At 51.2% G+C, this 15,288-nt stretch carries 12 protein-coding genes; 10 read left to right on the top strand and 2 right to left on the bottom strand.

The window, feature by feature from the left end; all coding sequences use genetic code 11:
- The first annotated feature begins 25 nt into the window (after positions 1–25).
- The 9 genes from acpP to J0X21_RS08475 all read left to right on the top strand — a co-directional run bounded on the left by acpP (position 26) and on the right by J0X21_RS08475 (position 11,385).
- Entirely contained in the window at positions 26–253 is a 228-nt protein-coding gene (acpP, locus tag J0X21_RS08515) for an acyl carrier protein (RefSeq protein ID WP_206811771.1), read from the top strand.
- A 122-nt stretch (positions 254–375) separates the two neighbouring features.
- Positions 376–1,320 (top strand): NAD(P)H-dependent flavin oxidoreductase, encoded by a 945-nt coding sequence (locus J0X21_RS08510; protein WP_206811770.1) that lies wholly within the window; start codon positions 376–378, stop codon positions 1,318–1,320.
- 18 nt (positions 1,321–1,338) lie between these two features.
- Positions 1,339–2,580 (top strand): beta-ketoacyl-ACP synthase II, encoded by a 1,242-nt coding sequence (gene fabF, locus J0X21_RS08505; protein ID WP_206811812.1) that lies wholly within the window; start codon positions 1,339–1,341, stop codon positions 2,578–2,580.
- 110 nt (positions 2,581–2,690) lie between these two features.
- A complete protein-coding gene (gene rnc / locus J0X21_RS08500; RefSeq protein WP_407947638.1) occupies positions 2,691–3,371 on the top strand; it encodes a ribonuclease III in 681 nt (226 codons plus the stop codon).
- Complete coding sequence (gene smc, locus J0X21_RS08495) at positions 3,361–6,972, top strand: chromosome segregation protein SMC (RefSeq protein WP_206811768.1); 3,612 nt, start codon at positions 3,361–3,363, stop codon at positions 6,970–6,972. Before rnc ends, smc begins: the two co-directional genes overlap by 11 nt.
- A 64-nt stretch (positions 6,973–7,036) precedes the next feature.
- Positions 7,037–7,960 carry a signal recognition particle-docking protein FtsY gene (ftsY, locus tag J0X21_RS08490; protein WP_206811767.1) on the top strand — a complete coding sequence of 308 codons (924 nt, stop codon included), beginning with the start codon at positions 7,037–7,039 and terminating at the stop codon, positions 7,958–7,960.
- 208 nt (positions 7,961–8,168) lie between these two features.
- On the top strand, positions 8,169–9,206 hold the full coding sequence (gene mtnA / locus J0X21_RS08485; RefSeq protein ID WP_206811766.1) for an S-methyl-5-thioribose-1-phosphate isomerase: 1,038 nt from the start codon (positions 8,169–8,171) through the stop codon (positions 9,204–9,206).
- Positions 9,203–9,841 carry a class II aldolase/adducin family protein gene (locus J0X21_RS08480; RefSeq protein ID WP_206811765.1) on the top strand — a complete coding sequence of 213 codons (639 nt, stop codon included), beginning with the start codon at positions 9,203–9,205 and terminating at the stop codon, positions 9,839–9,841. The genes mtnA and J0X21_RS08480 overlap by 4 nt, the downstream gene beginning before the upstream one ends.
- A 248-nt stretch (positions 9,842–10,089) precedes the next feature.
- Positions 10,090–11,385, top strand: coding sequence for an amidohydrolase (locus J0X21_RS08475; protein ID WP_236006162.1), 1,296 nt, complete (start codon positions 10,090–10,092; stop codon positions 11,383–11,385).
- 3 nt (positions 11,386–11,388) lie between these two features.
- Here the strand turns inward: J0X21_RS08475 and J0X21_RS08470 are convergent, their stop codons facing one another.
- Complete coding sequence (locus J0X21_RS08470; RefSeq protein WP_206811764.1) at positions 11,389–12,306, bottom strand: hypothetical protein; 918 nt, start codon at positions 12,304–12,306, stop codon at positions 11,389–11,391.
- Between the two features lie 677 nt (positions 12,307–12,983).
- The gene (locus tag J0X21_RS16070; protein WP_206811763.1) at positions 12,984–14,147 is read right to left on the bottom strand and encodes a M23 family metallopeptidase; all 1,164 of its coding nucleotides are present in this window, start codon (positions 14,145–14,147) and stop codon (positions 12,984–12,986) included.
- An 857-nt stretch (positions 14,148–15,004) separates the two neighbouring features.
- On the opposite strand from J0X21_RS16070, the gene J0X21_RS08460 reads away from it, so the two are divergent.
- Complete coding sequence (locus J0X21_RS08460) at positions 15,005–15,250, top strand: hypothetical protein (RefSeq protein ID WP_206811762.1); 246 nt, start codon at positions 15,005–15,007, stop codon at positions 15,248–15,250.
- Positions 15,251–15,288 lie beyond the last annotated feature (38 nt).

Genomic DNA, 15,288 nt, shown 5'->3' with positions numbered 1-15,288 from the left:
CAGTGGAAGGAGGTGAATAATTAGAATGCCCATTTTCGATAAGGTAAAGTCAATCGTTGTCGATCAACTCGGGGTGGATGAGAGCGAGATCACCTTGGAAACCTCCTTCGAAGAGTTAAATGCGGATTCCTTAGATATCGTTGAACTGATTATGGCTCTGGAAGAGGAGTTTGACTTGGACATACCGGATGAAGACGCTGAAAAAATCCGGACAATCGGTGACGCAGTAAACTATATTAAGGAAAACAAGTAGCAGCCCCAAGGTCCCGTAGAATACTGCGGGGCTTTCTTTTAAGAAGAGCAGAAAGCATTCTGTTAATATATAAACGGATTCCGAGAAATAGGATGCTGTTAAATATTAAGGAGGAACTTGGCGTGAAAATACCTGAACTGCGCCTGGCTGATTTGGTTGCAAAAGTCCCGGTGATTCAAGGCGGGATGGCGGTGCGCATCTCCATGGCGCCGTTGGCGGCTGCGGTGGCCGAAGAAGGCGGGATCGGGCTGATTGCAGGAAGCGGGCTGTCTGTGGCCGAACTGAGAGCGGAAATCCGGGAGGCGCGCCGCCGCACCAAAGGAATTATCGGAGTGAATATAATGTTTGCCGTAAGAGAATTTGCCCAGTTGGTTAAAGGGGCGCTGGAAGAGAAAGTCGATCTCTTGGTTTCAGGGGCCGGTTTTTCACGCGATATGTTCACCTGGGGCAGGGAGACCAACACCCCGGTTGTGCCTATTGTTTCCTCAGCCAAGCTGGCTAAACTGGCGGAACGGCTGGGTGCTGCCGCCGTGATCGTTGAGGGAGAGGAAGCGGGAGGCCACTTAGGCACAGACCGCTCCATGCGCGAGATCCTGCCGGAAGTCAAAGAAGCGGTGAAAATACCGGTAATTGGCGCAGGCGGAGTTGTGAACGGCGAAGACGTGGCCGAGGTTTTAAAGCTGGGTGCTGACGGGGTCCAGATGGGAACCCGCTTTGCCTTGAGTGAAGAAAGCAGTGCCGCCCGGGAATTTAAGAACTATTTATTAAACGCCAAGGAAGAGGATATGGTGATTGTGCACAGCCCGGTGGGTTTGCCTGGGCGCGGAATCCGCAATCCTTTCACCGAGAAATTGAAAGCCAATGCCGATGTCAAGCCCCAGGGTTGTGACGGCTGTCTTAAGGAATGCGAGCACACTTTCTGCGTGCTAAAACGATTGATTCAGGCGCAATCGGGAGACGTGGAAGAAGGATTGATTTTTTCCGGGTCCAAATTTCATAAGATCAAAGAAATATTGTCTGTACACCAGATATTTGAAAACCTTAAGCGAGAGCTGCTCCAAGCATAGGGATAAAGGAGGACGACGATAGTGAAGCACCGCGCGGTGATTACGGGAATGGGAGTAATCTCCCCGGTTGGCAACAACCTGGAGGAGTTTTGGGATAATTTGGTCAACGGGAGATCGGGCATTGATTTTGCCACCCGTTTTGATACCAGCACCCTGCCGACGAAGGTTGCCGGGGAAGTGAAGAATTTCGAACCGACGGAATGGCTGGACAAGAAAGAAAGCCGGCGCATGGACCGCTTCGCCCAGTTTGCCGTGGCGGCATCCAAGATGGCCCTGCAGGATTCAGGGCTCGATTTGGAACAAATCGACCGGGACCGGGCCGGGGCTGTTATCGGATGCGGCATCGGCGGCGTGATTACCTTCGAAGAGCAGAAAGAAGTTTTAATGGCCAAAGGACCGGGCCGGGTCAGCCCGTTTTTTGTGCCGATGCTGATCAGCAATATGGCGGCCGGGCACATTTCCATCACTTTTGGCTTGCAGGGGCCGAGTTTAACGGTCACCACGGCCTGTGCTTCGGCCACGGATGCGATTGGCCGGGCCTTGCGCCTGATTCAGAGCGGGGAAGTGGATGTGGTCTTAAGCGGGGGGACGGAAGCGCCCCTGACTGAACTGGCCTTTGCCGGCTTCTGCTCGATGAAAGCAATGTCCACGGAAAAAGAAAACCCGGCCGAGGCTTGCCGGCCGTTTGACCGGCGGCGCAGCGGGTTTGTGATGGGGGAAGGTGCCGGAATTCTAGTTATTGAATCCCTCGAACACGCCCAGAAGCGGGGGGCCCATATCTATGCGGAATTGGCCGGATATGGCGCTACTTCCGATGCCCACCACATTACGACTCCGGCTCCGGGCGGGGAAGGAGCGGCCAAAGCCATGCGCAAAGCTCTGACTGATGCGGGCTTAAGTCCGGAAGAAGTGACCTATATCAATGCCCACGGCACCGGCACGGATGCTAATGACGCCACGGAAACGGCTGCCATCAAGGGAGTTTTCGGGCCGGCGGCGGCCAAAGTAGCCGTCAGCTCGACCAAATCCATGACCGGGCATTTGATGGGCGCAGCCGGCGGGGTGGAAGCCATTATTTCAGCCTTAGCCATTGAGCGGGGAGTAATTCCTCCCACCATGAACTACGGGGAACCTGACCCGGAGTGCGACTTGGATTACGTTCCGAATGAAGCGCGCAGCGTTGAAGTCAAAGCTGCGATGTCCAATAACCTGGGCTTTGGCGGCCATAATGCGACCATAATTCTCAAGAAATTTGTATAGAGTAAGGGGTGCCCAGTGTGAAAAAGCACCGCCGAAATTCCGGAGTGCGCTTGGATAAAGCGGGCCACGGGGAAACAGAGACAGGATCCCGTAAGCGGGTCGGCTACCGCCTGACCCATAAGCTGGGACTGGAAGGCCAGCCGGATCACCTCCTAGTGACGGCTTTGACCCATCCTTCTTTTCTCTTTGAAAACCCGGATTCCGGGAAAGAAAATAACCAGAGGCTTGAGTTTCTGGGGGATGCGATCCTGGATTTCATCGTCGGGGAATACCTTTATCTCAATTACCCCGATAAACCCGAAGGGGAGCTGACCAAGATGCGGGCCGCCGTGGTCAATGAGACCACCTTGGCCCGCAAAGCGAAAGAAATCGAGCTTGGCACCGAGCTTCTGCTGGGGCGGGGGGAGCAAGCCTCCGGAGGGAGAGAGCGCCCCTCGATATTGGCCGACGCCTGGGAAGCGGTGATCGGGGCCATTTACCTCAAATACGGTTTGGCTGAAGCGCGCCGGATTGTCATCGGCCTTTTAAAGCCTGCGATTGAGGAAGTGGCCAAAGGAAATTACGGGGATTATAAGACCATGCTGCAGGAGAAAGCGCAGCGGGAAGAGCAGGAAGTATCGTACCGGATTCTGGCCGAAGAGGGGCCGGATCATTGCAAAGAGTTTACGGCGGGGGTTTATCTCAACCGCAAACTGATGGCCACCGGGAGCGGGCGTACCAAAAAGGAAGCGGAACAACAGGCCGCACAACAAGTTTTGGAACAATGGGGGAGGGAGAGCAATGGGCGCTGAACTCCCTGTTTTTTTGAAAGAAATACAAATTCAGGGGTTTAAGTCTTTTGCCGACCGCATCCGGCTCGAACTGAGCCCCGGATTAAGCGTGATCGTGGGACCGAACGGGAGCGGCAAAAGCAATGTAGTGGATGCTTTGCGCTGGGTTTTGGGGGAGCAGAGCGCCAAAAGCCTGCGTGGCAGCAAAATGGAAGATGTGATTTTTGCCGGGAGCTCCCGCCGCCGTTCGGTGGGCATGGCAGAGGTCACGCTGGTGTTTGACAATACGAGCGGGCTCTTTCCCTTGGACTTCCGGGAAGTTACGATCACCCGGCGGGTTTACCGGGACGGGGAAGGGCAGTATTTTATCAATAAGGCACCCTGCCGCCTGAAAGATATCCATGAGCTCTTTATGGATACCGGAGCGGGCAAAGAGGGCTTTTCCATTATCGGGCAAGGCCGGGTGGAAGAAATATTGAATTCCAAAGCGGAGGACAGGCGCTTTCTGATCGAAGAAGCAGCCGGAATCAGCAAGTACCGGTTACGCAAACGGGAAGCGCTGAAGCGGCTTGAGGATACGGAGCGCAACCTGGAGCGACTTGAGGATATCAAACAGGAGCTTGAAACTCAATTGGAGCCCTTGGGGGCTCAGGCTGAGGCGGCCAGGCGCTGCCTTGAACTGGCGGAGGAAAAGCGCCGCCTGGAAATCGAGCTGGCGGTGTCGGAACTGAGCGGGGTGGAGGAGAAAGCGGCCAAGGCCCGGCAGGAGCAAGCCGGATTCATCGACGCCCAAGCCCAGGCCCAGGCAGAACTGGCCCGCGCGGAAGCCCTGGCCTTGGAGGACAGACTGGCTTTAAACCGGGCGGAAGAGCGCCTTCAGGAGCAGCAGCAGGCGGTATTTGCCGCGGAGCAGCAGAGCCAGCGGGCCGAGGCTGATCTGAAGCTCATTCAGGAGCGGGCTCAGCATACCTTCCAGCAGCTGCAGCGGGCAGCGGCCGAGTGCGGGGAAGAAGAAAAGAAGCGCACGCGGATTCAGGAGAAGATTGAGTCCCTGGCCGGACGCCGCAGCGTGCTCAAGGCTACGGTTAAAGATGCTTTGGCTCGGCTTAAAGACAAAGAAGAGCGGCTGCAGGAGCTGAAAGACAGCCACGGAGTAAATGAACTGGAGCGCTTGAAGGCGGAGCTATTTGAGGTTCTAGCTGCCCAAAGCCGCTGTTCCAATGAACTCACGGAATGTAAGCATAACCTGGCAGCCGTCAACCAAGAATTGGAACAAATCTCAGCGGAGGGCGGCGCCAAAAAAGCTCAGGTTCAGGAACTGACCGCGAGCGAGGCGGATTTAGGCTCATCTCTGAAGCAGATTGAACATAAGGAAGAGGAATACGCCCGGCAGCAGGAAACCTGCCGGCAAAAGCTGGCTGAGCTGGAACAGGCCTTAACGGCCGAAAACCGGGCCGAGCGGGATTTGGGCCGGCGGCTGGAGCAGACCAAGGCCAAATACCAGGCGCTGAAAGCACTGGAAGATTCCCTGGAGGGGTACCAGCGCGGGGTGCGCGAGGTGCTCCTGGCGAAAAAACAGGGAGTAAAGGCCTGCAGCGGCCTTTGCGGCACGGTAGCCGACTTGGTAAGCGTTGAAGGGCGGTACGAACTGGCCGTCGAAACAGCCGCAGGCGGCAGCCTGCAAAGTGTGGTTGCGGAGAGTTTGGATGCAGCTAAAGCCAGTATTGCCTACTTAAAGGAGCAGAACCTGGGGCGGGCGACGTTTCTGCCCCTGGATGTGATACAGGGGAGCAGATTGGAACCGGAGCGCGCGGTCAAGAGCGACCCCGGCTTTATCGGCGTGGCCGCTGCCTTAGTCGAGGCGGCGGAAAAGTACCGTCCTGCCGTGGACTTTGTCTTAGGGCGCACCTTGGTCGCAAGCGACATGGAGACGGCAACCCGGATTGCCCGTGCCAGCGGGTATAAGGTCCGGATCGTCACTTTGGACGGGGATCAGATTTATCCAGGCGGCTCCCTTACCGGGGGCAGTGTCCAGCGCCGGGGCCCCAATTTCCTGACCCGGGCGCGCGAGCTTAAAGAATTGGTGCAAGCGCTGGCAAGCCTTGAACAGCAGAAAGAGATACAGGAACAAAAGCTGGTCCGGGTGCGTGCGCATCTGGAACAGGCAGAGTCGGAACAGGGGGCTTTGGACAGCACAGGCAGAGAACTGAGGGAGGAAAAGGCCGTCCTCGGCACGCAGATGGAACAAGTGCGCCAGCAGCTTAAAAGGCTGGGCGATGAACTGAAGCTTCTCGGGCTCCGCCGGCAAGAGAGTGAAATGCGGCAGCAGGAAACAACGGCTGCCTTCAACCGGGCTGAGGCTGCCTTAGCCGAGATTGAAGAGCGGGCAGGTACCCTGCGCCAGGATTTAGCCCGCCGGGAACAACTGGCCAAAGAGACGGCCGCCGGGATTGAAGTGTTGACCGGCGAACTGACGGAGAGCAAGGTTCAAGCTGCCAAGTGGGAGCAGGAATTGGCCCAGGCTGAAGCGCTCCTGTCCGCAGAACGCCTGGCCCTCGAAGAGACTGAGAACGCCCTCGCGGCCAGGCAGGCTGACGAAGAGAAGCTCCGCCAGGCACTCGCAGTGATTGAGAGAGAGCAGGAACAACTCGAACAGGGTCTGGCGGATGCCCGGGAAAGGTTAAGATCTGAACAGGAAGCCCTGGTTCGGGTAAGGCTGGAGAAAGAAGCGCGCTCGGCGGCGGGGGTTCAGCGGGAGGAAGAACTCCTGAGCAGGCGCCGGGAGGTGCAGGAACTCGAGCAGAAGCTGCACGCGCTGGAAGTGCGCTTAGCCCGCCTGGAAGCGGAATGGGAGAGCGGTCTTAAACACCTGGCCGAGGACTTTGAGCTTAGCTGGGAAGAGGCCAAAGAGCTGAAGAACAGTCAGAGCCAGGAACGTACGGCTTACAGCCGGGAACACCTGGCCCAAAGAATTCAGGAAATAAGAACTGCAATCGAAGAAATCGGGCCGGTCAACCAGGCGGCTATCGAAGAATATCCCAAGCTGGTGCAAAGGCATGAGTTTTTAACGGCCCAGCACCGGGATCTGGTCGATGCCCACCGGACTTTGCGCGCCTTAATTGCGGAACTGGATAAAACGATGAGTGAGCGCTTCCAGGTTGGGTTTGAGGCGGTACGCGAGGCTTTCAGCGAGGTGTTTAAGGAACTCTTTCACGGGGGACAGGCTGAACTGCGGCTGGTGGACCCGGATAATCTGCTGGAAACGGGGATCGAGATCGTGGCCCAGCCTCCGGGCAAGAAGCTTCAGCTTTTGTCCCTGCTCTCCGGCGGGGAAAGAGCCTTGACAGCCATCGCCCTGCTCTTTGCCTTATTGCGGGTGAAGCCAAGCCCGTTCTGTGTGCTGGACGAGATTGAGGCCTCGCTCGATGATGCCAATGTTGCACGTTTTGCGGAATATCTCAGGCGTTTGTCTCATTCCACGCAATTCATCGTAATCTCCCACCGCAAAGGCACCATGGAAGCGGCGGATGTCCTGTGCGGCATCACGATGGAAGAATCCGGGGTGTCCAAGCTCTTGACGGTGAAGATGGAGGAGCCGTGGGATGAGAATGCTTCGGCTTAATTGAGCGAAGGGAGGAATTGTGATAAAATAGCGGCAAACATCCCTCTAGGGAGGAAGGCATAATATGGCAGGATTTTTTGCCCAGCTGAAAGCCGGGTTAACGAAGACACGGGAAAACTTCGTGCAAAAGGTGGAAGAACTGTTTACCGGCCGTACGAAGATAGATGAAGATTTATATGAAGAATTGGAAGAACTTCTAATTCGCTCCGATGTGGGGGTGAATACCTCCTTAGAGCTGGTCCGGCGTTTGCGGGAAGAGGTGAAAAAACGGAAAATATCCGAGGCCGGCGAACTGCAAACGGTGCTGAGAGAACTGATAGCCCAGTTGCTGGGCGAGCAGCAGTCCCTTAATTTAGCCGCAGGGGGACCAAGCATTATCTTAGTGGTGGGAGTAAACGGGGTCGGAAAAACCACCACCATCGGCAAACTGGCCAACCACCTGCGCCAGGAAGGAAAAAGAGTGCTCCTGGCGGCGGGCGACACCTTCCGGGCGGCAGCCATCGACCAGCTGGAGGTATGGGGCGCGCGCAGCGGCACGGAAGTGATCAAGCAGAAAGAAGGGGCAGATCCTGCGGCTGTGGCTTATGACGCCATCCAGGCTGCCAAATCGCGCGGGGTGGACGTGGTGATTATGGACACGGCCGGACGCCTGCACAATAAAGTAAATCTGATGGAAGAACTGCGCAAGGTGAAGCGGGTAATTTCCCGGGAAATCCCGGAGGCTCCCCATGAAGTCTTGTTGGTGCTGGATGCTACCACCGGCCAGAACGCTTTGCAGCAGGCCAAACTGTTTCAGGAGGTGGCCGGAGTTACCGGCATCGTACTCACCAAGCTGGACGGGACGGCCAAAGGCGGGGTGGTGCTGGGAATTCAGGGAGAGATCGGAATTCCGGTGAAATGGATCGGAATCGGAGAGGGCATGGAAGACCTGCGCCCGTTTATTCCGGAGGATTTTGCGGCAGCGTTGTTTGCTGGGGCGGAGGGGTAGGATTGCTATTTTGCCTGATTAATAGGTCAGTACTCAGAAGTCAGGAGTCAGTACTCAGGAATGAGAGAACCGGTGAAAACATTTTGAGGACTTCCTGGTATGGCTAAAGGTGCGATAGTTAGTTAACAAGGTAGAGCAGTACGGTTGTTGTCCTACTGCAGTCTTACAGGCGGCAGCAGGGTCTGTATTTGAGAAAGGAGGTCGGGAAGTGAAAGCGATCGAATGGATGGGCAATGGGCTTAGGATTCTCGATCAGACGAAACTCCCGCTTCAAACTCTTTTTAGGGAAGCAAAATCGTATGAAGAGGTAGCGGAAGCAATTGAACGCATGGAAGTGCGCGGGGCCCCGGCGATCGGTGCGGCCGCTGCCTACGGCTATGCTCTAGGGGCGATAAATTTTAACGGTCCGCGTGCGGAATTTGATGACTATATGGAAGCAGTCAAAAACCGGTTGGCGGCGACCCGCCCGACAGCGGTTAATCTGTTCTGGGCCTTACGGCGGATGGAGGACCGTTTGCGGGAAGAGCGCGATAAGGAAGACCTGGATGAAATCAGGCAGGCTTTGATCGCCGAAGCTGACAGCATCGCTGAAGACGACCGGCGCATGAATCGCTTGTTAGGAGAGCACGGCAACTCTTTGGTTCCGGAAGATGCCGATATTCTGACTCACTGCAATGCGGGAGCTTTGGCAACCGTCGAGTACGGTACGGCTCTCGGAATTATCCGGGCAGCGCATGCTTCCGGGAAGAAGATTCATGTGTATGCGGATGAGACGCGCCCGTTTTTGCAAGGAGCACGCCTAACCACCTGGGAATTGATGCAGGATAAAATTCCGGTCACCCTGATCGCGGACAATATGGCCGGAAGCTTAATGCAGCAAGGAAAAATTGACCTGGTGATCGTCGGGGCAGACCGGATTGCAGCCAATGGGGATACAGCCAATAAAATCGGCACTTATTCCCTGGCCGTCTTAGCCCAGGCGCACAGCATTCCCTTCTATGTGGCGGCTCCTACCTCGACGATTGACTTAAAAGTTCCGAGCGGGCAGGAGATTCCGATCGAAGAGCGTTCCCCCCAGGAAATCCGGGAAGTGTTCGGGGTGCCGGTGGCTCCGCCGGATGTGGAAGTATACAATCCCGCTTTTGATGTTACGCCGGCCAAGTATATTACCGGGATCATTACGGAGAAGGGAATTGTGTCTCCGCCTTACTCCGTCAACCTGCTTAAGGTGATGGTGCGCTCATGAGCCTAAAGCAAGAACTGCTGCAAACGGGACGGGAAGTACTCGCCAGCGGACTGGTGGCGGGCACCTGGGGCAACCTTTCCGTTTGGGATGAGGAAAGACTGGGTTTCTGGATTACTCCGAGCGGCATGGATTATCTGACACTGACCGAGGATGACCTGGTTCTGCTGGATGCCAAGGGCCAGGTCTTAAAGGGTGTGCGCAAGCCCTCTACGGAATCCATGCTTCATGCTTACATATACGAACAACGGCCAGACGTTATAGGGATTATCCATACACATTCCGTTTATGCCACAGCCCACGCCGTCACCCGAGCGGAGATTCCGGCGGTCGTGGAAGACTTAGCCCAGATTGTGGGCGGGGCGGTAGCCACCGCTGACTATGTATTCCCCGGCACGCGGGAATTAGGGGTGGCGGCTGTGCGCGCTCTTGGGCAGAAAAATGCGGTCCTTCTCGCCAACCACGGGCTGGTGGGTGTGGGACCGAGCCTTAAAGAAGCCTTAAAAGTCTGCCAGATCGTCGAGAAGGCCGCACACATCAACCTTATAGCGCGCCTGCTCGGCACTCCTGTTTTGTTAGACCAGGAAGATATTGATAAGATGCGGTATGGGTATTTGCATCGTTATGGGCAAAGGTAAGGTGGCGGCTGCAAAGCACGCTTACCACGCGCCGGAGCTACTCGTTTGTCGGCTTCGCTAACGCATCCGAAACCCTTTGGTATTACTGCATGTAAACCGTCGGTGCGTTTTATCGCTACGCCGACTGCTCTCGCTTAACGCTCCTCTGCTCAAACGGTAACCTAAGCTTTTGCAGCAGCCACCTGGGGGTTAAAAAGTTAGTGGTTAATATGCTTGTCGGGAAACTAATTTGCGGGGAGGGTTTCGGTATGAAAATTTTGCTGCGTGGGATGGTTCTGCCGATGACGGGGGCAGATGTTTTTTATCGGGACGGAGAGATTGCTATCGAGGGAGACCGGATTCTCTCGGTAGGGGAGCGGGGCTCAGCTCCGGCCGGTTTTGAACCTGACAGGATACTGGACTATCCGGATGATGTGTTTATGCCGGGGCTCATCAATACCCATACCCATGCGGCGATGACCCTTTTGCGCAGTTATGCCGATGACCTGCCATTGATGCCCTGGCTGGAAACCAAGGTCTGGCCGTTTGAGGAGAAGCTCACAGATGAAGACATCTATTGGGGCACGGCTTTGGCTTTGTGCGAAATGATCCGCTCCGGCACCACCACCATGCTCGACATGTACGCGTCGATGGACCAGGTCGCGGAAGCGGCACTCAAGGCCGGAACACGGGCTGTCATATCCCGTGGCCTGATCGGGAACGGGCCCAACGGACGCAAAGCCTTAGCGGAGAATATAGAGCTGATTCAGCGTTATCATAAGGCAGGGGAAGGGCGCATCCGGGTGATGTTCGGCCCGCACGCTCCCTACACATGCTCCGGGGATTTTCTGCAGGAAGTTAAGGCAGAAGCTGACCGCCACGGGGTCGGAATCCACATTCATGTGGCGGAAACCCAGGACGAAATCAAGATTATCCACGACCAGTACGGCAAAACCCCGGTCGAGTGGCTGGACGGGCTCGGGCTTTTCGGGGGGCAGGTGGTGGCCGCCCACTGTGTCCACTTAACGGAAAAGGATATGGAGATTCTCGCTTCCAAGGGAGTGGCAGTGGCCCATAATCCGGAAAGCAACATGAAACTGAACAGCGGCACGGCCCCGATCCCTGAACTGCGGGCCCGCGGCATTACTGTAGGTTTAGGCACGGACGGGGCTTCCAGCAATAACAACCTTGATCTTTTCGGTGAAATGCGTTCCGCGGCGTTCCAGCAAAAGCTAAAGGCCGGCCCAACCGCACTGCCGGCCTATGAAGTCCTGGAAATGGCCACTATCGGCGGGGCCAAGGCTCTGGGTCTGGAAGAAGTGGGGATGCTGGCTCCGGGCTTTAAGGCTGACCTTATCAGCATTAACCTGGATCAGCCGCATTTTTACCCACGCTTTTCTATCCCAGCCCACCTGGTGTACTCGGCTCACGCCGGGGATGTCCGCACCGTTATCGTAGACGGCAAGATTCTCATGGAAGAAAGAAAACTCCTCACCCTGGACGAGAAGCGGATTTGCCAGGAGGTTGAGGAGCGGGCCAAACGGATTGAGGGAGAATTGGCTTAATAACTATTGATTTAACGCATTTCTGATAATTTCTTTGAAAGATTTGCCTTGGTCGACTAAACTTTGAACTTGTTGTTCGGTAAATCCTTTTTGTATCAAGTTAGCCATCAATTCTGTATTTGGGAAAATAAAATCTAATTCTTCAGGCGTAATATTCAACATCTCATTAAAATCGTATCCTAGGTTTCCCAGGATTAAGCTCATGTGAGTATCAATACCACGTTTATTTAGTTCTTTTGTTTGAGTGTCCGTTGGTTGGAATTGTCCAGCACCATCCAAGGGGGTTCCTGGTGCAAAAATCTGAGCAATTACATCTGTGGGGAGATTAAGTATTTCTTCCCTTGTGTAACCTAAATTACCTAATGTTCTAAGCATACTCTCAGTTAGTCCTTTTTCTCCTGCCTTTTTAATAAATTGTTCCGTTTCTGCATACTCAGTCACTAAGTTTTTAATATTAGAATAAATTGAGTTTACCGCTTCTAGTGAGGTTTTATCAGTTTCATTGATATATAAAACCGTCCTATTATTGCTCTGCAAAGTCTTCGCATCGGCTAATAGTAATTCTTTATCCGAAGTTAGAATGATATATAATTGGACCTTATCATTCTTTTCCTTCATAAACTCTAATACATAAGTAGAAATTAGGGAGAATTTCTTACCATTATCCAAGGAGGTCTTTTCTTCTTTTACACTCATTTTTGAATAGGTAATTTTATTTAGATTATAAAGGATTGAAGTAATAAGTGATGGATTCATAATTTCCCTTGTGGGTGATGAATTACCTATGGTTAGCTTGATTAAATGGATTTCATCTCTGTTTAACGGATTAATTTGATTAAAAGTGCTTTTCTCTTGAGAACATCCTACCAAAAGTAAAATTAACCCCAATATTATTAATAAAAGTCTTTTATTATTGTACAATACTTTATCTCCTTTCAAAGGCTGGGTATAAATCGTTCAAAAATAGAACTCCGTCTATTTCAACAACTTCTAAATCTATTGTGTAGACCCAAGTGATGTCGCCTTTTTATCACATACTGCCATGAGGTAACTATTATCCTTTTCCTTCGGGAACAAGTTCCCGCAAAGAAGCTAGGTCTCATTGCTTTGTATGCTCCATACCCCTTTCCAATTAAAACATACACTCTTTTTGCATTTTTGTCTCTTGCAATTATAGAGATTTTCTACACTTCTTTTACTAACTTGTCGCTATCGACTTTTTCTATTGATAAAAGAACCGATTTTCTTCCATTGATTGACAGCCAACGCCAAATCACAATATATTTCTATTGGTCGATATAGCAAAATCAAGTCGGGCCTAGGGAGAGTGTGAATAGGCTCTTTGTCTGCAGGCTTATGTTTCTACTACCGGGGAACGCATTCGCTATCTCTTTGCGATATTGATTGAACAACCGTTACAGAGTCTGCTCCTTTATTCCCAATATCTGTAGAAATACCGGGAATACTTCGCCTATTATCTACAATAACTTTTACGGGTTCAAACTTTTTACTTGATTTGTTATATCACCTTATTTATTACATATTTGAAGATGGATAACAAATACATGTACCCATCTTCATCTTAAAAAACTGTGTGATTAGTCCCACATTAACCAGAGCAAAATTCCATATGGTCTGGTTGACGATAGAGTTTCACCTGATCCAGGATTACCAGAAGTTTGTCTGCCGTTTCTTACTTCGACATGTACATGTGAGTTACTAATTGAACCAGATTGATATAAACCCTGTTGAGCAAAAGAGGTATCTTTGCTAACATATTCTCCATTGCTAAGACTAACATTTTTTAAATGCATATAAATTACGGTAACATCATAGAAAGGATTGTAAACTGCAACCGTGGTGCCACCTAATTCAGATGCTTTGTTATTTATAACCCCTTCTGCGAGACTCCAAACAGGCGCTCCTTCATATCTTCTGTAATCAACGCCTTCATGAACGATATTACCGCTACTGCTTTCGGTAAGTTCTCCAAATAAATTATATGCATACTGGTCATTTGACAATGTAATCCCTTGGCTTGGACCTGCGAAAAGGTGTTTCCCTATTGTATAAGCATTTTGGACATAACCCGATACCTCGGTTATATGGTTAGATGTAGCAATCGACGAATATTCTGTATCCATTGAATCTTTGTGAAGGTAAACATAAGAACCAGACTCTGAGGCGTTAATATCTTCTTTGTTAAATCTTGTATAAAGATTAGGTGTTATAGTTTGAATCCTAAAACGACTTTGAATCCTAAAACGACTGCTTACTGGATCTAAATATATAGAAGATTTAGATTTTTTGATAGTCTCTTTTATAGTGGAGATTGGCATTTTTGCAATTTCTTCTAGGGTGTAATTATTTGATATCAATGCTAAATCACTTAAAGTTAAACCATTTTGTTCAAAACGCAAAGCTTGTTCATTTCGAATAAATTCCGTTTTCTTAAAGCCATCCATTACTTCTTTTTTGCTAACAAGATAAGGTTGGATATATTCGGGATTAACTATATGACCAAAAAGCAATATATCACTGATTTCGCGTCTTGTAATAGATTTGATTTTATCTTCCGTAACTCCATAAGCTTTCAAAAGAGCTTTTTGTTTCTCATTAATACTAGGGTGACTGTTTCTTTCTCTTTCTATTTCCGCCATTGTTAATTTACTGGGATCCAGATTAGCTGCATTTGCTATTGGGGAAAAAATCAATGACATTAGAATTAACAAAACACCCATTAAACCAATATACTTTTTCACTTAAATTACCCCTCTCATCGTTAAGTGCGCTCTCGGAAAATCTTCCGAAGACAGAGCTCGTAAGTTGTATCCGGAGTTTTCCTTCGCTGAGTTAAGCCTGGACTCTGCCCATGATGCCTCTCCCATTTCCTGTTTACTTGATTCGTGGGACATCACCCCCATTATTGCTGCTAATCCCCGAGAAAATCTGACCCTGAGCATGAGAAGTTTAATCTTACACCACCGGGAGTACCTATCTGCAAATGTGGATTTCCGATGGCTTACAATGGGCGAAACCTTAAACGCAGGAGAACCAAATGGCGTTGTCCGGTAGCGGTCGGGAAAGCAGCTAGGTGTCAAAACCCTAAGCCATGTTCTTCTTTACCGTATGGCCGTGTTGTTTATACGACGTTTGAGGAAAATCTAATACTCTTTAGGGCCCCGCCACGTGACTCAGCCATCTGGAGGAAGAAGTACAAGAAACGTTCATCCTCGGAGCGTTCCTATAAACGTAAGAAGTGTGACTACCACCTTGAAGATGCCAGAGTACGCAGTACGAAGCATTGGTATAATTCCTGTGTAAAACATATAGTCATTTAACGTCTTGTAAGGCTACTATTTAGAAATAAATAAATTGAGAGTAGTGAAGTATCGTGTAAAGCTAGAGTTTTTCATGGCTTTATGGGTCAATATGGTGTTTTAATCGATCCGATATCGTGCCGAGCTAATGCCATTTCATTATGATCACTTCCTTGCAATATACGATTTTTTGGTCTTCTACCATATAGAGTATCTGAGGACATATTTTGGTTACATCTTTTCGGAGAAAATGTTAAAATATTTTTAGAATTCCTTACCTTGAGAGAGGGGGAGAGGCTGTGTCCAATATCGAAGACCAAAACCCGATTTCCATAGAGATGTTCGAAAGATTATGCGAAGCACACTATGCGGATATCTATTATACTGTTTGTTACATTACCAAAGACCCGCTTCTTGCCCAGGATGGGGTACAGCAAGCCGCCGAGTACCGGGGTGCTTACCTCATCATTAGCAACCGTTTTGATCTCCCTAATGAGGCGTTAAAAGTATATTTGAAGAGGTGGCGCATCGGCGTGTCCAGCTAAGGACACAGAATCTAGTCGGTGAAAGTCCGATCGGGAGA

This window comes from Paradesulfitobacterium ferrireducens (assembly GCF_017310645.1).
GTDB classification, from domain to species: Bacteria; Bacillota; Desulfitobacteriia; order Desulfitobacteriales; family Desulfitobacteriaceae; genus Paradesulfitobacterium; species Paradesulfitobacterium ferrireducens.
This window is presented reverse-complemented; position numbering and strand designations above follow the sequence as displayed.

Coding starts and splice junctions, on each gene's coding strand:
- smc (WP_206811768.1), top strand. CDS start 3,361: ATGGGCGCTGAACTCCCTGTTTTTTTGAAAGAAATACAAATTCAGGGG.
- ftsY (WP_206811767.1), top strand. CDS start 7,037: ATGGCAGGATTTTTTGCCCAGCTGAAAGCCGGGTTAACGAAGACACGG.
- J0X21_RS08475 (WP_236006162.1), top strand. CDS start 10,090: ATGAAAATTTTGCTGCGTGGGATGGTTCTGCCGATGACGGGGGCAGAT.
- acpP (WP_206811771.1), top strand. CDS start 26: ATGCCCATTTTCGATAAGGTAAAGTCAATCGTTGTCGATCAACTCGGG.
- J0X21_RS08480 (WP_206811765.1), top strand. CDS start 9,203: ATGAGCCTAAAGCAAGAACTGCTGCAAACGGGACGGGAAGTACTCGCC.